Raw genomic sequence first — 18,755 nt, forward strand, 5'->3', positions numbered from 1 at the left:
CCCTCACTTTAACGCTGATTAAGAATGACAGGATTGCCAGAGCGGGTAAACGTGTAGATTAAATCCACCGCTTGGTTGGTTCCCGACACGGCTTGTACATAAAGGTTACGCCATAACGTGTAGCGTAGTGTCAGTTCTGCAATGGGTGAGAATATACCCACCCCATAGCTGATGCGAATATCGTCGGTCAGTTGGCCACTAACAGCCACCTGACTATCATCGCCAGCACCCGTTGTATCAAGGGTTAAGTCGTCAATACCAAACGCTTGGCCAATTGAGCCCACCGCGCCGCCTGTGCGACCTAGTGACATGCCAATTAATGCAGTGGTCAATGCACTGTCAATACCTCCACCTGAGGCGTCCGGTGCACGACCACGCAGTAGGTAGGAAAGTGCGCTTGTTTCATTCATAGCTGGCTCAGAAAATACCGCTACGTTTGGCTCCTGAGCATTACCTGACACCCTTAACCCGGCAATAACATCATCTTCAGTGATGTCAGGATTACGGATCGCCTCAAAATCCAATGTAGGCAAGTCGGGAGGGCCACTAAACAACAACTCCCCGCGGCGAATAAGTAGATCTTGGCCAAATGCCTGGAAACGTCCATCCACTAAATTAACATCGCCAAACAGTTGAAGCGCCCCACCACTCTGACGGATTTCCAATGAGCCGCCCAAGCCAGACTCTAATCCATAGGCCGAAAACTGCATATCGCGACCGAGTGTTAAGGTAACTAATACATCAAGCTCAATACCCGTCGCCGCAAGCTCATCGGATGTACTGGGACCCTCCGCACTCGCCGCCACACGCTGCGCTTCGATCTCTGCCTGGCGATCATCGCGCTCGGTAATAATAATTTCATCGCCGCTAGGCGTGATGGCTGAAGATGGCATGTCACCGACTTCAAGCCTTGCCCAGGGCAGATTAATATCGCCCCTCACTTGAAGCTGCTCTGGGGTAACGCGAACACGAATATCAGGGGCCGCTTCTAACCGCCCAAATTGCGGCAACACAATCAGTATGGGCTCTTGCACAGCATTCAAGTCAACACCTATCCGCCAGTCATCACTGCTAGGCCAGTAACCATCGCCGGTGATCTCCAAACGCCCACGTTCTGCTGCCAAGTATCCGTCAATATCGCCCTGATCCCCATCGAATGAAACGATCAATTCGCCACCTTGAATATCAACCGGAATATCAGGGCCATTCACACGAATACCTCTTAATCCAAGCTGCCCCTGCAAATCTGGCTGCGCTGTAGTACCGCTAATTTGCACACTACCGGTGAGATCACCTTCCAGCCGATCCATTCCCACCATCATAGGACGATAAGGCCGCAGAGAAACATCGTCCGCACGCAACTCACCCGTCAAACCACCCTGACCAATGGGATCATTAATGGATAGGGTTAGACCTAGCTCACCCGCCTCAGCAAGGGAGAGTACGATATTTGCATCCGCTTGGGCCTGGTTGGCCTCTACCTGTGCATCCAAGTTGATCCGTGGGAGCTCAACCGGCTGACCGTAATCATTAACAGCGGTAATCGCCAGCTCGCTTAAAATTTGAACGTCTGCCTGCCAACGAGCACCACCCTGACGCCAGCTAGCTGCAAGGTCGGCGGTAGTATCACCTTCTAACTGCCACTCCTCTGGCAAAAAGGGCTCTAACATTTCCATTGGCACTTCACGTAACGTCAGCAGCGCATTCCCCTGCTGAGCCGACGCATTAATCGCCTCTTCAGAGCAGACAACGCCTCCCTCTTCACGGCGTAGGCAGAACGGCGAAAGCCTGGCCTGCCCATCAGCCAGGTTGTAGCGTAAATCCAAAGGCGCTTCGAGGCGGATACTTCCCGCCTCAGAATCAATCTCCAACGGTGTGATGCGTGCTTGATACAGTTGACTTTCCTGGTTGAGTCGACCTTCCAAGGCGATCAATGCGCGGCTTAAGACCGCGTTTTCCTGCCCCTGAGCCGTTAGCTCTAGCTGATGTTGGGAAAGACGGCCAGATAGATTGGCATCAACTTGGGGTAGTGATTGGCCACCCGCCATTACGTTTTGCAACGCAAGCTGCACATCAAGAACAGGGTCATCAAGGCCGCGTACATCGGCATCAAGTTCGAGCCGTTCAACTCGATTTTCCGCAAAGCGCAGCCCATCCCCCCTTAAGTTGGCGATTAGCTGCGGCTGGCTAAAACTGCCACTCGCCCGCAGGGTGCCGACTAAGGTTCCCGCAAGGTCAGGCGAGAGCGTTTGTAATTGTCGTAATGCAACATCTGCATTAAGCGACATGGCTTGCTCGCTGATTTGACCCGCCGCTTCAAGTCGATTATTCCCTTGAGTGAACAGCAGCTCATCAATATCAATTTCCAGGTTGCTGTTAGCATCAAAAGCGGCCTGCAGCGTGAGCGGGTAGTCGCGCAATTCACCATCAATAGCCAAGTTAGGTACGCTAATTGCCCACTGCTCTTCTAACTGGCGAACTGAGAGTTCAATATCGCCATTGAGATTACCCTCCAACTGATCAACAAAGTGTGCCGGATCAAACTGATCTAAACGAATAGTGGCATTAACCTGTAGTGGAGCAAGCCAATTAATGCTGCCTTCACTACGTAGCGTGCTTTCGCCCACAGCGAGCGTGAGTGGCTGCCAGTTGAAATGCTCAAAATCACCTTCGCCGCTGACACCCACTTCAGTACGCGGCAGGTTTGGTCCCTCGACCACTAACGCAAGCTGGGCACGGTAGTCGCTGAGACTCCCGGTTACCTGAAGATCTAAATCATCAATGACATACGCTTGCGCGGTGAGATCTTCATCCCGGCCGTTGCTATCTACCGTTGCGTCAGGCAGCGGCCACTGCACTTGTTCGCTCTGTACCTGGAGCTGGAACGGGAGCGTGGGGGATAATGCATCCACCTCTCCATTTATCGAAGCACTCACTGTACCAGTGGCTTCAAGCTGCACCATCAGCGCATCAAGTGGGCCGGAAAGCTCCAGCACAACGGTTTCACTGCTATTTTCGGCAAACAGCTCAGGCGCTAGGTTATGCAGAAATAGCTCAGTGCTTAAGCGAGCTTCTAAGGGATAGTTGCCGCTCAAGACGGCCGATGCCGTGAGCTCTGCCTGTGCGTCTGGCGTTACCACCGCGAGCTGCGTTACCTCAACTCGATCACCCTCATTAAAGAGCCCTAATTGAAGCCGTTCAACGTGATACTCAAATATACCCTCAAGATGAAAATCATTAACCGTAAATTCAGGGATCTGAATATCAACCGGCAGATTTATATCAGGCAGTACAAGGCGCTCATTAGGCGATGAGGCTGCAAGCACTCCTTCTTGTTGAGGCTGCTGGAGCAAAATCGTGGCATCGATAGCGTCAGGATCAAGTGGTGTTTCAATCTCTTGCGTTAACCGGACGCCTGGCGATGGCGGCAAGTACACGCGGGGTTGCTCTAGGTGAGTCGGCGCCAAACGGACAAGGTTCCCTTCAGCAACGGCCGCTGAAGTTAATGATTGCCAGTAAATTTCGGTGCCGTTGGCAAGTCGCAGATTGACATCAGCAAATTGGAGTGAGCGTAACTCAATGGGGAAAGGAAAGCGGATGGAAAGTGGAGAGCTCTCTTCAGCAGGAGGCTCCTCATTGCTAGCTGATCCTAGCCGAATGTCGGCACCCACAACGCGTAAGGTGTCGATACACAAACGCCCAGAGAGTACGCAGTCATCTGCCCACGCCAATTCAAATTCATCAATGGCTACAAGGGTTGTCCCCACCTGCAGCTGAAACCCTTCAAGCAGAATGTGATCCAGCAGCCCCCCTTCGTGATGCGTGTAGGAGAAGAAGTCACGCTGCTCACCCTGAGAGAGCAATACGCCCGTGCCCCAAGGTGATAACGCTACCCCAATAACTAAAGCAACAACGCCAAATAACCAGATAGGCAGCACGATGGCGATGCGTATTAAACTCCAAAGCAACAGCCAGACGCGATACTTTGAAGACAGCACTTGGCGTTTTTCAGACGTAGATGTTTCAACCTGTGACAAGTCTATCTCCTAGAATTCCGGTCCGATGGAAAAGTGCAAGCGCCAATCGTCTTCATGATCAAAGGGGTGGGCAACATCGAAGCGAATGGGCCCGACCGGCGAGATCCAGCGTACCCCGGCGCCGGCGCCTGTCTTCAAGTCATTAGGCCCCCAATTATCAAACGCATCACCAGTATCAACAAAGGTGGCCCCCCACCAGTCTCCGCTAACGCGCCTTTGATATTCTAAGGTCGATGTAAGCATCTGCTGGCCACCGCGAAGACGCCCTTGCTCGTTTCGCGGTGAAAGGCTTTCAAAGGAGTAGCCACGCACGCTGCGGTCGCCGCCAGCAAAGAAGCGTAATGAAGGTGGTAGCTTGTCAAAGTCATCGGTTTCGATGGCACCCAGGCTTAGCCGTGCCAAGAAACGATTATCATCGCCAATAGTGCGTATCCATTCGGTATCACCTGTCAGCCGCGCAAACTGGGCATCAGAACCCCAGGCGGTGTCCGAGTACTCCACCGAAAGCTGCTGCCTGTCACCCCATAAAGGAAAACGCTGAGGCCGCGTTCGCGTACGCGACCATTGCACCCCAGGATAGAGCAGCCAAACTTGTTCTGCTTCACCACCCTGCTCGAAGTCAACATAGCTTGTACGCAGATAGAGTGACTGAACCCAATCGTTGTCAAACTGCCATCGGCGTGCCACCTCAACGGATGCTTCCAATAGCTCGGTATCATTGTCATCCAAGTTGCGAACACCATATTGCAGGCGATAGCTATCACGAAGGGGATCTTCTAAGGGAATGTTATATACCCCGGTAAAACGCTGCTCTGGAGCAGATAAATAAAGGTCATGATTAAGGCTGTGACCATATTGATTGATCCAAGGCTGCTGCCAGCCAAACCGCAAGCGTGGACCTACGTCAGTTGCGTAGCCGATACCCACTTCAAATTGATGGCGATCAGCAGGCTCTAAACTGACATCAATGGGCAGCCGTGTGTTATCGGGGTTATTAATACTTAATGCACTAGCTAATGCGGCCATACTGACTCGCGGCCGCTCTGGTTGTGAAGCCGTTGCCTCACTCCACCATGCATCACCACCACCGGGAGGGGCTATGACCAGCTCTTGAGCAGTCTCAAGACGTGGGCGAACTGAAACCGAACTAAACCAGCCAGTTTCACTCAGGCGCTGGTTATAACGCACCAAGTCTTCCGCTAGGTAGGGGTCACCCGCTTCAAAGGGTTGAATACGACGTAAACGGTCTAATTCAATATGGCTGCCGGTAATAAAGCTTCTACCAAACTGGTAGCGAGGCCCACTATTGAAATCCATATAAAGGCGGGCACTTTGCAGATAGGGGCGAACTTCCATACGTCGGTCAGTAAAGCCCCAGTCAAAGTAACCTCGCTCGATAGCCAACCCAGTAAATTGGCTGCGCAACCGATCCCAAGGGGCGTGTCGTAATACATCTCCCACTTTCAGGGGGAAGGCATCTAGAGCATCCTGAAAAGGCGCATCATTACTTGCGTCACCTTCCACATTGATTGAAAGCGTTTCAATTTTTACTTGAGGGCCGGGATCAATTTCAAGCCATACTCTTTCCGCTGTAGCACGCTCAAGCGTGATATCTGGCTCGTAATAGCCAAAAACTCGCATGGCTTCTTGTGTGCGACGGCGTACCTCGCCCTCTAAACGCACTTCGGTATATTGTTCAGCATCAACATTCTGTAGATAGGCCTGAATATTGCGTTCTACCGCGCCTGGGACGCCGGTAATGGTGGCATCAACCGCAAATGCACCATACGACACACAAAATAGCGGTAGCGCGATACAAAATGCGCGCTCAGTGGCTGAAGTCCATCGCCGTTGTCTTCCCATACAATTTTTTCCTAAACTAAATCAGCGGCTTCATCGCACTATTAAAAGGCGGATTCTCTGTTAATTATCGGTTTAGCTGTTTAATTTTCGCGTTACTTTTTCATCCTGGAGATTGAAAGGGTAAGCTCAACGCAGCATTTCAAGCTGAGCACTGAAAGCCAGTTGGGCTTGGCGGACTTGGCGAACATCGCTCTCTAGCGTATTCAGGCGCTGAGTCCATGTTTGCTCAAAGGCGTCCAATGCTGCCTGATCCAGCGGTGCTTCTACCTCTGCCAGCGATGCTTCTAACGTGTCTAAACGCTCAGCCATCGCTTCTTGCTGCGCAGCTAGCTGCTGCTCCCAAGCATTACTAAGATTAGCGACTTGAGAGTCAAGTGAGGCTAAACGCTGATCGGTAAGCTGCTCTAAATGATCAACTTCCTCCATTAAATTAAGCCGCCCAGAGGTACCCGCTTGTTCAAGTGAATCTAACGAGTCGCGTAAAGCGGCTAATTGACTGTCCCGAGACTCCGCTTGCTCTCTGAACTGTGCTAACTGATCAAGCAAAGCATTCATTGAATCACTAGTAGCGGCTTCTTCGTTGGTCGTAAGCGCGCCATATAACTCTTCACGGGCATCTAGCAACGAAATAGCCAATTGTTCTTGCTCTTGAAAGAGCGTCGACATCTGGGCTTGTACAAAGGTTATCGTATCTTGTACGTCAGTGTCACCCGAGTCGAGTCGAGCGTGCACGTTGGAGACCTCTCCGCTTACGCGCTGCAACTCATTTAACAATCGTTCACGCTCGTACCAAAGTCCAGCCGCCGCCGCAATTAGCACCCCTACTATGAGCAACATGAATAACCAAAGCGGCCACAATGATGGGCCTTTTCGGTATCGCAGGTGCTGAGCAGTCAAGCTTTGATCCACATCGGGCACAATGCGAGAGGGAGCGGTGGAATCTGGCATGACATTTCCTCAAAGAGTCTTCGGGTCGGCACGACGGCCTATACCTCGATACATTAATCCACAGCTGGCAACAAACTCAGGGTCGTAGATATTGCGCCCATCCAATACTAACTTACCCTTTAGTAACGAAGCGAGTCGATGCCAGTCTGGGTTCCAGTACGTTTTCCATTCTGTGACCAGCATTAACACATCCGCGCCCTCACATGCTTGGTAAGGATCATGAGAGTAAGTGTTTAAATCTTTTCGCTCACCCACAACGGCATGAAGCGCTGGAATCGCAGCCGGGTCATGTAACTGAACCTTAACACCCTGCGCCCAAAGCGCCTCTAGGAGTATTAATACCGGGGCATGATCAATACGCGCAGTACCTGGCTTGAAGGCAGCGCCCCAGATAGCCACGGTTTTACCATTGAGTTCGCCTCCAAAATGGGACCACAGCTTGCGAAACAGCGTCTCTTTTTTCTGTTCGTTGATATCCATGACCTGCTCAAGCAGCGCTGAGTAGCGTCCACTCTTTAACTGCACGTCGGCCAAGCGCATCAAGTCACGCGAAAAATTAGGTCCGCCGAAGCCACACCCTGGGTATAAATACTCAAAACCAATGCGTGAGTCCGCTCCCATCCCTTGCCGGACATGCTCAACATCCACCCCCAGCGTATCAGCCAAACCAGCAATTTCATTCATATAGCTGATGCGTGTCGCCAGCATGCCGTTAATCGCTAACTTGGTTAATTCCGCCGCGCGGCGCGGCATGCATTGAAAAACTTCGCTCCGCCGATTAAATGCGCGTAAAAGCTCTCTTACCACTTGCTCGCCAGTGGCATCGTCGCAACCTAATAACCTTCTTGTTGGCCGAGTAAACGACTCCCATGCGCGCCCCTCTTCCAGGGTATCAGGAAGGGCAACACTGGTGTGCTGAGAACCCATCAGCGTATGTAAACGCTCCGTCTCACCCACCGGGAAGGTAGAATTATTAATCAGCACAATGCCACGCTGATCGGCAAATAGAGGCTTTTCAACCAATGCGCTAGCTGCTGTGCGCTGTGCCGGGGATAACGCCAACCAGATTACATTCGGTACGTCGGCATCTTCAATTCGCTCAATGACCTGCAGCACCCCTTCTGCTATTCCCTGTTCTAAATGCTCCAACAAGTGGGGCTCACTGCGTAACCAATCAACCTGAGAAAGCGCCGACCAGGGCGCATCGCCATGCGGCAACCACTGAACCTGATGACCTACCCAAGCCAATGCGGCGGCTGCCGTTGCGGCGCTTAATTCGCTACCGTAAAGTAACACCCGCATGGGTTATACCCCTTGATGGTAACGTGACAGCAGAGCCTGGAAAGCCTCTCCAAACTCAGAATGGCGGCGTGCGTAGGCTAGCGTGGCTTCCAAGTAGCCCATTGGATGCCCGCAGTCATAGGTGGCCCCTTGCATACAATAAGCCTGGACGCCCGACTGCTCTCGCAGGGTTTCCAGTGCGTCTGTCAACTGAATTTCACCACCGGCACCGGGTGCTGTTGATTCTAGAATTGAAAAAATATTGCCTGGCAACGCATACCGGCCAATGACCGCTAAATTTGATGGTGCCGCTTCACGCGTTGGCTTTTCTACCATACCAACCAGCTCCGCTGACTCTCCTGGTGCCGGAGCCTGTCCAGAAGGCGCAACGATGCCGTACTTCACTACGTTTTCCCAGGCAACGGCTTCCACCATTAGCTGTGCAGTCTTGTGTTGATCAAAAGCTTCTAACATACCGATCAAGTCAGATGTTTGGTTGGCGCTATTATCTACCAGCACATCGGGCAACAGCACAGCGAAAGGTTCGTCATCACCAATAACAGGGCGTGCGCAGAGCACTGCATGTCCAAGCCCTAACGGTTTCCCCTGGCGAACACTAATAATACTGACATCATCCGGCACCAGATTGCGCAGCATGGCAAGAAGCTCGTGTTTACCTTTTGCTTCTAAGCTATCTTCCAACTCCGCATTGGTATCAAAGTGGTTTTCGATAGCACTTTTATGGCTACTGGTGACCAAAACAATTTCACGGATCCCGGCGGCGATCGCCTCTTCGACCACATATTGAATCACCGGCCGATCGACAATCGTAATCATCTCCTTAGGAATAGCCTTAGAAGCTGGTAAGCAGCGAGTGCCAAATCCAGCAACGGGGAGTACGGCTTTGCGAATCATATAAAGGTCCTTTTCATGCGTTCCGACACAGGAGTGGTTAGAATGTCCATAATACTGAAGGCGTGAGTGGATGCCACCTCACTAATGGACAATTACGAGTGTAAATGGCCAATTACCAGTCGTTTGGCTGACACCATTCGCTCAATGCTTAATGGACAAAGGGAGTCACAATATGCAACCGACACCACAGGATAGCACTGCTAATCGCTATCAAGGCAACGTCGATGCTGCGGAAGTCGCCAAATTTGATGCTCTCGCTAGCCGCTGGTGGGACACACAGGGTGAATTTAAACCGCTACATGAGATTAATCCTCTGCGGCTTGATTTTATTGATGCACGTGCCGGGCTAGCGGGTAAAAAAGTACTTGATGTAGGCTGTGGCGGGGGCATTTTAAGCGAATCAATGGCCCATCGCGGCGCGAAGGTAACGGGTATTGATCTTGGCGAGGCCCCCTTAGCGGTTGCTCGCTTACATGCGCAAGAACACGGTGTAAGCGTTGATTATCAGCATATTAGTGTTGAAGCTATGGCGGCCAAACAGCCCGGTAGTTATGACGTTGTTACCTGCATGGAGATGCTGGAGCACGTACCTGATCCAGCTTCCGTGATTCGTGCTTGCAGTGCGCTGGTTCGCCCCGGCGGGTACGTATTTTTCTCAACGTTAAACCGAACACCTAAGTCCTATGCGTTTGCAATTTTAGGGGCGGAGTACGTCCTTAAGTTGTTGCCACGGGGCACACATACTTATGCTAAGTTTATTCGCCCATCGGAAATGGCAGCTTGGTCACGGCAAAGCGGTTTAGAAGTGCGCGAACAAACGGGGCTTACTTACAACCCGCTTACGCGCCACTACCGCTTAGTGGCCCACGATGTTTCGGTTAACTACATGATGTACTGCCGTAAGGTGAGCGATTAAATGACGACACAATCACCCCAAGCAATACTCTTTGACCTGGACGGCACACTGGTAGATACCGCCCCTGACTTGGCTGAAGCCACCAATGCTTTACGACATCAACACGGTTTAGCGCCACTACCTTTTGAAGTGATTCGCGGCCAAGTCTCCAATGGCGGCAGCGCCTTAGTGACGCTGGCGCTGGGGCTAGAAGCTTCCTCCAGAGAGCATAATCAAGCGCGCGAGTTTTTGCTTGATGCCTATGAGCAGGCCGTGGCTGTTCACAGCCGAGTTTTTTCGCCATTAGATGTGTGGCTAAAAGGATGGCATGGCGATCAGCGCCCCTGGGGGATTGTGACCAATAAACCGCGCCGCTATACCCTTCCGCTGTTAGAGGCATTGGCACTACAGCCGGGGGCTCTCCTCTGTGCAGATGATTTAACCGTCAAGAAACCAGCACCTGAGCCACTTTGGGAAGCGGCTCGACGTTTAGGCGTCGTACCCGAAAAATGCTGGTATATCGGCGATCATGTGCGCGATATGCAGGCAGCCAGGGCAGCTGGAATGACGGCTGTGGCGGTAGGCTATGGCTATATCAGCGAAGAGGATAACTATCAGCAGTGGCCAGCAGACCTGTGGTTTGAGGAGTGTCAGCAATTAGTGGATGCCCTGGCTGTCTTTGGCCAAACGCCAAGTAAAACAGGACATCTGGTTTAATTGGCCGCACCCCTGCCGCTAACGTATCTATCTACACCTTTGGCGGCTGGGCATCTAACTTCTGACCGCTTGTGCCAGCACTATCAGGCCCCATTAACCACAGGTATGTGGGCATAATGTCTTCGGGTGTCCGCAGTGTGAAAGGGTCTTCGCCAGGGTAAGCTGTGCGTCGCATTTGAGTACGCGTAGCACCGGGGTTTAATGTATTGACACGAATATTGGGTTGATTCGCCAATTCATCGGCCAATACTTCAACAAACCCTTCGGTGGCAAACTTAGAAACAGAGTAAGCGCCCCAATAAGCACGCCCTTTGCGCCCAACACTTGATGAGGTAAAAATCACCGACGCATCTTCAGACTCTTGAAGTAGCGGTAACAGCGCCTGGGTCATCCAAATGGGGCCATTAATATTAACCTGCATGACCTGCTGCCATAGTTCAGGATTATATTGCTCAAACGGCGTAATACGGCCTAACAGACCCGCGTTATGTAAGAGCCCGTCTAAACGCCCAAACTCTTTATCCAGCGTTTCGGCCATATCATGAAAATCTTTAAGCGTGGCACCTTCAAAGTTAAGCGGAAAAATGGCGGGCTGAGGCCCTCCTGCCGCTTCAATCTCATCATACACGCGTTCTAATTTGGCAATAGTGCGCCCCAATAGAATCACGGTTGCCCCATGCTGGGCATAGCTCAATGCTGCCGCACGGCCAATCCCTTCCCCTGCGCCGGTTACCAACACGATGCGATTTTCCAATAGGTTGGGCGCTGGTTGATAGTCGATCTTGCAGCTCATGCTGATTCCTTGAAGCAAAAATTATTAACTCGCTGATTGGCGTAAGAAGTCATTAGCTAAGCCAGCAGCGCTACTCTGCGGGTAATCATCGCGCACTTGCTCTAACAGTTCACGGCTCCGCTCAGCCTCGCCTTGACGCGCCTTCACTAGCCCCAATTTGTAGAGAGCATCGGGTACTTTACTGCTACCGCTATACTCTTCGATAACGCGGCTAAAGGCTTGGTCAGCCTCGTCTAAGTCGCCTTCTGCAGCGTATAACTCGCCCAACCAATAGTGCCCATTGGCCGTTAAGCTAGTATCCGGGTGCGCAGAGACAAACCCTTCAAACGCTGCAATGGCCTCGTCAAAACGGCGCGCTTGAACATGCGCGAAAGCAGCTTGGTAATCTGCCTGAGCATCTTCACTGACATTTCTAGTCGAGGGCGCATTTACCACTTGCTCCGCCGCTGCCGGTTCGACGGCGGGGGTCGACTGCTCAATCTGAGATGGCCCACTACTCATTAGCCGATCCTCAATATCGAGGTACTGCTGTTGAGACTGGCGCCGAAGCTGCTCAAGCTGATGGCGTAGTTCTTCGATCTGGCCACGCAACTGCTGGATTTCCTGACTATGCTCTTCTACCTGATTAAACAGCACCAGATTGCCGCTAGACGCCTCTTGGCGTTGCGTCTGCTCATAGAAACTACTGCTGGAAGAGTTAGATAAATCTTGAACAAGTGGTTGCTGAGCAGCGGTTGTTAGAGGCAATACGGACAGCGGGAGCACTAAGGCTCCCGCACCGCACAGCCTCTCAAAGTAACGTTTGAGACTGTGATTCATGATGACTCCATTGATAAAGTTCGGCGCACCAAGGCACGCCGAACTCATCAGTAGTTAAATGCTCAGTAGTTAAACACAACACGACGGTTCTGAGAGTATGCACTCTCATCCTGGCCGCTGACTGCCGGACGCTCTTCGCCGTAGCTAACAACACTCATTTGTGATGATGATACGCCTTGAGTATTTAAGAAACGACGAACCGCTCCAGCACGACGTTCACCCAGTGCCATGTTGTATTCACGTGTGCCACGCTCATCCGTATGCCCATGAAGAACGACTTGAGCATTCGGATTGGCACGCAAATAACGCGCATGAGCCATCACAACAGACTCATACTGGCTGCTGATGGTGTCGCGGTCAAAATCAAAATAAATGGTGCGAACTTCAGGAATGCGTGAGTCGGCCTGCTGACCAGCGCCTGACCCAGTACCTGTAGTAGAACCATACTGGCTACCAGTACCTACGCCTGAGGTACCAGTACCCGTAGTGCTGCCATCCTGGCTACCGTAAGAGTCACCGTCCTGGGTTCCGCCGGTGCTGGAACAGCCCGCGATTACTACGATTGATAACGCTGCTGCTAATGAGCGAGCCAACGGTTTAATTTGCATAATCAGACTCCTTGCCTGAAAACTAAAAATTTCGATGTTAATCAGTTTAGTTCTTAATTTAAGAACGGTGACCAAGCTGGATCACGTACATCACCTTGCGCTGATGGCAGTCTAAATGATGAGCGACCATCGGCAGAAACAGCGCTAAGTACCCCGCTGCCCCCTTGTTGGGTAGCGAAGATTACCATGGTCCCGTTCGGTGCAACACTAGGAGATTCATCTCTTGTTGATTCACTCAGAACCACTAAGCGATTACCGCTGAGATCTTGCCTTGCCACTTGGTAACCACGATCGGAACGGTGCACCAAAAATATCTGTTCGCCATCGGGTGAATAGCGCCCACGAGCATTGTAATTACCGGTAAATGTTAGACGTTGCGCCTCTCCGCCGCCTAATGTGTACTGATAAAGCTGAGGCCCACCGCTACGATCTGACGTAAAGAGGAGGCTGCGGCCATCTGGCGACCATGCTGGCTCAGTATCGATGCTGTTGCTTTGTGTCACTCGCTCAACCGAACGACTGCCAACATCCATAATGTAAATTTCTGGCTGCCCATCTTTCGACAGTGACATGGCAATGCGTCGGCCATCCGGTGACCAAGAAGGCGCACCATTGATTCCATCGAAAGAGGTCGCTTGAACGCGCTGACCAGTGGCGACATCCTGGATATAGATGGCAGGTCGTTCGGTTTCAAATGAAACATAAGCAAGCTTTGTACCATCAGGTGACCATGAGGGAGACATAATGGGCTGGTCAGAGGTTAAAACTTGCTCGCTACGACGGCCATCAGCATCGGCAACGTATAAACCAAACTGCATGCTGTCGCCTACACCTTGTGCGGTGACATAAGCAATTTTTGTTGAAAATGCGCCACGAATATCTGTGATTGCTTCAAAAATTTGATCACTAATGTAATGCGCTGCACCACGCAAGTCATTCTGGCTTACCGTAACAGTCTCGCCAATGATTCTACGCTGGCCGCTAATATCCATCAGCTCAAACTGCAGTTGATAGCCTCCGCCCGTTTGCTCGGCCCGACCCACCACGAGGTAGCGCACATCTAGTGAACGCCATGTACCGAACTGAACATCGTCAGATTGGCTCGGCTGTTCAAACATAGCGCTGCGCGCCAAAGGATTAAAGTAGCCGCTGCGCTCAAGATTATCTTGGATAATTTGAGCAACGTCTTCCGGCATTCCTTCAGAACCAGCAAATGGGACAACCCCAATAGGCAACGCTTGATCGCTGCCCCGGGTGATCTCAATGGTTAAATTTGCACTCGCGACACTGCTGACAAACAGCAGCACACAGAATAGCCATATCTTGCTAAAGCTTTGCATCAGCGAACATCCCCCGGGGTAAATCGCAGATTAAACTGACGTAAATTACGCTGCTGGTCGGCTGGTAAATCTCTCAATTCACCAAACGGTGCAGCATGTTCAACGGCCTGCATGACAGACCGATCAAAAGCACTATCGCCGCTTGATGAGACAATCGACGTTGCCAATAATTCTCCTGATGGGCCTAATCGTACTTGTAGCGTAGCACTCATCGCGTCACTTGCACCTGGCGGAATAACCCATGCCTGCTCGACGGCACGACGCACAATATTGATAAAGCTGTTAGCTGCCTGTGCGGCTTGCTGAGCATTTGCTGCAGCTTCAGCTTCTCCTGCTAACTGCCGTTGCATAGCTGCTTCTGCCGCTTCCGCAGCTTGACGCTGAGCTTCGGCTTCTCGCTGGCGTTGAGCCTCTGCTTCGGCTTCCCGCTGACGTTGGGCCTCTGCTTCGGCCTCTCGCTGACGTTGGGCCTCTGCTTCAGCCGCGGCTTCCCTTTCAGCCTCAGCTGCTGCTTCTGCCGCGGCTTCAGCCTCTCGCTGGCGTTGAGCTTCTGCTTCCGCCGCAGCTGCTGCCTCCGCTTCTCGTTGAGCTTCTGCTGCTTCCTGCTGGCGTTGAGCTTCTTCTACTTCACGCTGGCGCTGCGCGGCGGCTTCAGCTTCGGCCTCCCGCTGTGCCGCCGCTGCCGCCTGCTGCTCAGCTAATTGAGCGGCCTCTTCGGCGCGACGCTGCGCATCTGCTTCAGCGGCAGTACGTGCCGCTTCTAGTGCTTGAGCTTCTGCCGCAGCAGCCTCTGCCGCTTCACGTGCTGCTTCATCAGCGGCTTGCTGAGCGGCTTCTTCTGCAGCTTGCTGTTCACTAGCTGAAGGCTCCTCACTAGCTGAGGGCTCATCGGGCGCTTGAGGTTCTGCCGGCGCTTCAGCGGGCGCATTCATTGCCGCCTGCTGTTCAGTGACCTGCTGAGCCTGATCTGTAAACGTCTCTGTGCTCACCAGCGTTGCCTGAACAATAGACGAGCTATCAGTCTCAGCCGTGCGGCTTGGCAAGCTAACTAAACTAAACACTACGATCAAGGCATGCACTGCTAACGCCAGAATGGTCGGCCATTTATAACCTACATCCTGAGGGTCACGAGACGTATTAACTGGCATGTTCGCTTTGCCCTTACCCATCTTGCGGCGGCTCAGAAAGCAGCCCCACATTAGCGACGCCCGCGCCTTGCAACGTGCTCATCAGCACCACAATCTGCCCATAAGGCACATTACGGTCACCGCGCACCATGACGGGCGTACCAGGACGCTGCTGTAAAATCGCCACCACCCGTTGTGACATTTCATCTAGTGACACTAACGTTGAGTCTTCACCTAAGGTAATGAAGTACCCGCCGTCACGATCAACCGAGATCACTATCGGATCATTATCTTCCTGAGACTCAATAGGCTCAGAGGATACCTGTGGCAACTCCACCTGTACGCCCTGGGTCAACATAGGAGCGGTAATCATAAAGATCACTAGCAGTACCAGCATGACGTCAATAAAGGGAACAACATTAATTTCCCCCATTGGCTTGCCTTTACCGCCACGATTGAACGGTCCTTGCATGACTGTCTCCCTTAGCTTGCGCTTGGCTTGCCGTCACGGCCTTGCAAATTACGGTGCAAGATAGCGTGAAACTCTTCGGCAAAATCTTCATATTTACCGAGTAGCCGGGCAGCATCGTTAGACAGACGGTTGTAGAAAATAACCGCAGGAATAGCTGCAAAAAGACCCATTGCCGTCGCGATTAACGCTTCCGCAATCCAAGGCGCAACCGTTGCCAGGGTGGCCTGCTGAGTGAGTGAGAGCGCCTGAAATGAACCCATAATCCCCCATACGGTACCAAACAGCCCAATGTAAGGGCTTGCGGAGGCAACAGTGGCCAAGAAGACTAGGTGTATAGTTAGACGGTCCTCTTCTCGCGACCAGGCCACGCGCATACTGCGCTGTACGCCCTCTAACACGGTGTCGGCGTCTCGCGTTTTGGGCATCAGGCGATTAAATTCACGAAAGCCTGATTGAAAAATATGCTCGGCGCCGTGGCGCGGGTCATCGGCAGGTATTTCCCGATACAGCTCATTCAAGTCGACACCAGACCAAAAAGACTCTTCAAACTGGTTGTATTCTTGCTTGGCACGGCGTAGCGCGATACTGCGCTGAAAAATCACCACCCAAGAGAGGATCGAGCCCACCACCAATAGCAGCATGACCAGCTGTACGACGGTGCTGGCACTCATTATCAGGTGGGGAATGGACATGGTGTTATCGTTCACAGGTGCCCTCATCAATCTATTAGGGTCGGTATTGCCGACGCAGTGAGTGACCTCTTGGTTAAGAGGCCCATGTCAAAATATTAAGCGATGCGGGCCATGCTTTAGGCCGCAAGCGCTCGGTACTTAAGCAGGCTATCTCGACTGTTGCGGTGCAGAGGAGTTCCTCATCGCGCCAAACTTGCTGTTCAAATGTCATACGGCATCGCCCAACGTCTACAACGTGCGCACTAATTTCCAGCGCATCGTCCAAGCAGGCCGGTTTAGCGTAGTGACAGGCCAAGCGGTATACCACTAGCTGTGTACCTTCGTCTAGCAGCGTTTGCTGATTAAGGCCCAATTGGCGTAACCATTCGCTCCGCGCCCGCTCCATAAACTTCAAGTAGTTAACGTAGTAGACAATGCCGCCCGCGTCAGTATCTTCCATATAAACACGTAGCGGCAATCGATAACCATCTATTGCGGGCACACTCACGGGCGACGCTCCCCTTCCATATCAGTCGACTGCTCGTGAGGCACGCGGTCAAAATGCAGCCAGGCTTGGCGCGTGACCACACGGCCGCGTGGTGTGCGCATAATTAACCCTTGTTGAATTAGGTAAGGCTCAATCACATCTTCAATGGTGTCACGCTCTTCGCTAATCGCAGCTGCCAGCGAATCAATGCCCACCGGACCACCGTCAAATTTATCAATCATGGCCAGAAGAAGCCTTCGATCCATGTGATCTAAACCGTGGTGATCCACATTAAGCATATTGAGCGCGGCATCAGCCATGACCACATCGACGACACCATTGCCTTTCATCTCAGCGTAATCACGCACGCGACGCAGTAACCGGTTAGCGATTCGCGGCGTCCCACGTGAACGTCGAGCTACCTCAATCGCGCCGTCATGACTTGTCTCGACGCCTAATAAACGCGCCGAACGCGCGACAATTTCGGTTAGCTCTTCCAGGTTATAAAACTCAAGCCGCTGCACAATCCCAAATCGATCACGCAGTGGAGACGTTAATAACCCTGCCCGGGTAGTCGCACCGACGAGTGTAAAGCGCGGAAGGTCGAGCTTGATTGAGCGGGCAGCTGGGCCTTCTCCAATCATGATATCCAGCTGAAAATCTTCCATGGCCGGGTAAAGCACTTCTTCAACCACGGGTGACAAACGGTGAATTTCGTCAATAAAAAGAACGTCACCAGGTTCCAAATTGGTGAGCATGGCCGCAAGGTCGCCAGCACGCTCGAGCACCGGGCCAGAGGTCGACTTCATTCCCACGCCCATCTCGGCGGCAATAATATGCGCCAAGGTAGTTTTGCCTAACCCGGGGGGGCCAAACACCAGGGTATGATCAAGACTCTCTTCACGTAACCGTGCGGCACCAATAAAAATTTCCAGCTGCTCACGAACACGCGGCTGGCCAATGTAATCATCAAGCCGCTTCGGGCGAATTGCATAATCAATGCGCACCTCGCCCTGCTCAGGTTCAGCGGCGATCAGCCGGTCATGTTCTAACATAGGCACTCATTCTTAATGACTTTTTCCTTAATACGGGTGGCAAATGTGTTTTCCATCCACGTCCATTGAGAACTACGTCAGCTTAAACTGACGGTTCAGCCATTCATACGTTGGGTTAGCGCGGCTTTAATAAGCGCTTCGGTCGACTGATTAGGATCGATATCAGCGAGCATCTTCGATGCTTCAGTAAGCTTGTACCCTAGACTGACCAGCGCGGCTTCTGCATCAGCTAGGCTATCACGGGCAGAGGCCCGACCACTGGCGGCTTCAAGAGCCAGCAATGCATTGCTGCCATCTTCCCACTTATCTTGCCAATCCGGGAAGCGATCGCGCATTTCGATAATCAGCCGTTCGGCGGTTTTCTTACCAACACCTGGCAAGGTGGTTAACGCTTTGCTGTCATTATCACGCACGCAGCGCATAAAAGCGTCTTCATCCATGCCGGACAAAATAGCCAGTGCGAGTTTGGGTCCAACACCGTTGACTTTGATTAGTGCACGGAACAGAGCACGCTCATGCTCTCGGCCAAACCCATACAGCAGGTGGGCGTCATCTCGAATGGTTAAATGAGTAAATAACGAAACGCTCTCGTTAAGCGCGGGAAGTGCCACCAGCGTATTCATTGAGGTTTCCAGCTCATAACCCACGCCTTGGACATCAATGACAATCCAGGGGGGGTGCTTTGCCACTAGCTGGCCACTCAGACGTCCAATCATAAAGTCGCTCG

17 protein-coding genes are annotated in these 18,755 nt (G+C 52.2%); 2 read left to right on the forward strand and 15 right to left on the reverse strand.

The annotated features are described in order from the left end of the window. Positions 1–8: 8 nt before the first annotated feature. The 5 genes from tamB to galU all read right to left on the reverse strand — a co-directional run bounded on the left by tamB (position 9) and on the right by galU (position 9,044). Complete coding sequence (gene tamB, locus ACQKE4_RS02425; RefSeq protein ID WP_427386738.1) at positions 9–4,037, reverse strand: autotransporter assembly complex protein TamB; 4,029 nt, start codon at positions 4,035–4,037, stop codon at positions 9–11. A 9-nt stretch (positions 4,038–4,046) separates the two neighbouring features. Beyond that, positions 4,047–5,900, reverse strand: coding sequence for an autotransporter assembly complex protein TamA (gene tamA, locus ACQKE4_RS02430; RefSeq protein WP_427386739.1), 1,854 nt, complete (start codon positions 5,898–5,900; stop codon positions 4,047–4,049). Positions 5,901–6,026: 126 nt separating this feature from the next. Further along, a complete protein-coding gene (locus ACQKE4_RS02435; RefSeq protein WP_427386740.1) occupies positions 6,027–6,848 on the reverse strand; it encodes a hypothetical protein in 822 nt (273 codons plus the stop codon). A gap of 9 nt (positions 6,849–6,857) precedes the next feature. After that, positions 6,858–8,150 carry a nucleotide sugar dehydrogenase gene (locus tag ACQKE4_RS02440; RefSeq protein ID WP_427386741.1) on the reverse strand — a complete coding sequence of 431 codons (1,293 nt, stop codon included), beginning with the start codon at positions 8,148–8,150 and terminating at the stop codon, positions 6,858–6,860. Between the two features lie 3 nt (positions 8,151–8,153). Continuing rightward, positions 8,154–9,044 (reverse strand): UTP--glucose-1-phosphate uridylyltransferase GalU, encoded by an 891-nt coding sequence (gene galU / locus ACQKE4_RS02445; protein WP_427386742.1) that lies wholly within the window; start codon positions 9,042–9,044, stop codon positions 8,154–8,156. 172 nt (positions 9,045–9,216) lie between these two features. On the opposite strand from galU, the gene ubiG reads away from it, so the two are divergent. Both ubiG and ACQKE4_RS02455 read left to right on the forward strand, forming a co-directional pair. Then, positions 9,217–9,960, forward strand: coding sequence for a bifunctional 2-polyprenyl-6-hydroxyphenol methylase/3-demethylubiquinol 3-O-methyltransferase UbiG (gene ubiG, locus ACQKE4_RS02450; RefSeq protein ID WP_427386743.1), 744 nt, complete (start codon positions 9,217–9,219; stop codon positions 9,958–9,960). Beyond that, a complete protein-coding gene (locus ACQKE4_RS02455) occupies positions 9,961–10,656 on the forward strand; it encodes an HAD-IA family hydrolase (protein ID WP_427386744.1) in 696 nt (231 codons plus the stop codon). 31 nt (positions 10,657–10,687) lie between these two features. Here ACQKE4_RS02455 and ACQKE4_RS02460 read toward each other — a convergent pair whose 3' ends face one another. The 10 genes from ACQKE4_RS02460 to ruvA all read right to left on the reverse strand — a co-directional run bounded on the left by ACQKE4_RS02460 (position 10,688) and on the right by ruvA (position 18,744). Continuing rightward, the gene (locus ACQKE4_RS02460) at positions 10,688–11,449 is read right to left on the reverse strand and encodes a YciK family oxidoreductase (protein WP_427386745.1); all 762 of its coding nucleotides are present in this window, start codon (positions 11,447–11,449) and stop codon (positions 10,688–10,690) included. Between the two features lie 24 nt (positions 11,450–11,473). Then, the gene (gene ybgF / locus ACQKE4_RS02465; RefSeq protein ID WP_427386746.1) at positions 11,474–12,268 is read right to left on the reverse strand and encodes a tol-pal system protein YbgF; all 795 of its coding nucleotides are present in this window, start codon (positions 12,266–12,268) and stop codon (positions 11,474–11,476) included. Positions 12,269–12,330: 62 nt separating this feature from the next. Beyond that, positions 12,331–12,876, reverse strand: a complete 546-nt coding sequence (gene pal / locus ACQKE4_RS02470; protein ID WP_427386747.1) for a peptidoglycan-associated lipoprotein Pal — start codon at positions 12,874–12,876, stop codon at positions 12,331–12,333. Between the two features lie 53 nt (positions 12,877–12,929). After that, entirely contained in the window at positions 12,930–14,216 is a 1,287-nt protein-coding gene (gene tolB / locus ACQKE4_RS02475; RefSeq protein ID WP_427386748.1) for a Tol-Pal system beta propeller repeat protein TolB, read from the reverse strand. Continuing rightward, entirely contained in the window at positions 14,216–15,364 is a 1,149-nt protein-coding gene (tolA, locus tag ACQKE4_RS02480; protein WP_427386749.1) for a cell envelope integrity protein TolA, read from the reverse strand. The genes tolB and tolA overlap by 1 nt, the downstream gene beginning before the upstream one ends. A gap of 13 nt (positions 15,365–15,377) precedes the next feature. Then, positions 15,378–15,815: a protein TolR gene (gene tolR / locus ACQKE4_RS02485; protein ID WP_427386750.1), complete on the reverse strand. Its 438-nt coding sequence runs from the start codon at positions 15,813–15,815 to the stop codon at positions 15,378–15,380. An 11-nt stretch (positions 15,816–15,826) separates the two neighbouring features. Beyond that, a complete protein-coding gene (tolQ, locus tag ACQKE4_RS02490; protein WP_290833632.1) occupies positions 15,827–16,522 on the reverse strand; it encodes a protein TolQ in 696 nt (231 codons plus the stop codon). Positions 16,523–16,580: 58 nt separating this feature from the next. After that, on the reverse strand, positions 16,581–16,994 hold the full coding sequence (gene ybgC / locus ACQKE4_RS02495; protein ID WP_427386751.1) for a tol-pal system-associated acyl-CoA thioesterase: 414 nt from the start codon (positions 16,992–16,994) through the stop codon (positions 16,581–16,583). Continuing rightward, positions 16,991–18,028, reverse strand: a complete 1,038-nt coding sequence (gene ruvB, locus ACQKE4_RS02500; RefSeq protein ID WP_427386752.1) for a Holliday junction branch migration DNA helicase RuvB — start codon at positions 18,026–18,028, stop codon at positions 16,991–16,993. The genes ybgC and ruvB overlap by 4 nt, the downstream gene beginning before the upstream one ends. Before the next feature lie 95 nt (positions 18,029–18,123). After that, a complete protein-coding gene (ruvA, locus tag ACQKE4_RS02505) occupies positions 18,124–18,744 on the reverse strand; it encodes a Holliday junction branch migration protein RuvA (RefSeq protein ID WP_427386753.1) in 621 nt (206 codons plus the stop codon). Positions 18,745–18,755 lie beyond the last annotated feature (11 nt).

Source organism: Halomonas sp. NPDC076908 (genome assembly GCF_050269715.1).
Taxonomy (GTDB): Bacteria; Pseudomonadota; Gammaproteobacteria; order Pseudomonadales; family Halomonadaceae; genus Vreelandella.

Bases quoted from the DNA above. Each gene is read 5' to 3' on its own strand.
- ACQKE4_RS02455 (WP_427386744.1), top strand. From the start codon at position 9,961: ATGACGACACAATCACCCCAAGCAATACTCTTTGACCTGGACGGCACA.
- tamA (WP_427386739.1), bottom strand. From the start codon at position 5,900: ATGGGAAGACAACGGCGATGGACTTCAGCCACTGAGCGCGCATTTTGT.
- pal (WP_427386747.1), bottom strand. From the start codon at position 12,876: ATGCAAATTAAACCGTTGGCTCGCTCATTAGCAGCAGCGTTATCAATC.
- ACQKE4_RS02440 (WP_427386741.1), bottom strand. From the start codon at position 8,150: ATGCGGGTGTTACTTTACGGTAGCGAATTAAGCGCCGCAACGGCAGCC.
- tolB (WP_427386748.1), bottom strand. From the start codon at position 14,216: ATGCAAAGCTTTAGCAAGATATGGCTATTCTGTGTGCTGCTGTTTGTC.
- ACQKE4_RS02460 (WP_427386745.1), bottom strand. From the start codon at position 11,449: ATGAGCTGCAAGATCGACTATCAACCAGCGCCCAACCTATTGGAAAAT.
- galU (WP_427386742.1), bottom strand. From the start codon at position 9,044: ATGATTCGCAAAGCCGTACTCCCCGTTGCTGGATTTGGCACTCGCTGC.
- ubiG (WP_427386743.1), top strand. From the start codon at position 9,217: ATGCAACCGACACCACAGGATAGCACTGCTAATCGCTATCAAGGCAAC.
- ruvB (WP_427386752.1), bottom strand. From the start codon at position 18,028: ATGTTAGAACATGACCGGCTGATCGCCGCTGAACCTGAGCAGGGCGAG.
- tolR (WP_427386750.1), bottom strand. From the start codon at position 15,815: ATGCAAGGACCGTTCAATCGTGGCGGTAAAGGCAAGCCAATGGGGGAA.
- ACQKE4_RS02435 (WP_427386740.1), bottom strand. From the start codon at position 6,848: ATGCCAGATTCCACCGCTCCCTCTCGCATTGTGCCCGATGTGGATCAA.
- tolA (WP_427386749.1), bottom strand. From the start codon at position 15,364: ATGCCAGTTAATACGTCTCGTGACCCTCAGGATGTAGGTTATAAATGG.
- ruvA (WP_427386753.1), bottom strand. From the start codon at position 18,744: ATGATTGGACGTCTGAGTGGCCAGCTAGTGGCAAAGCACCCCCCCTGG.
- ybgF (WP_427386746.1), bottom strand. From the start codon at position 12,268: ATGAATCACAGTCTCAAACGTTACTTTGAGAGGCTGTGCGGTGCGGGA.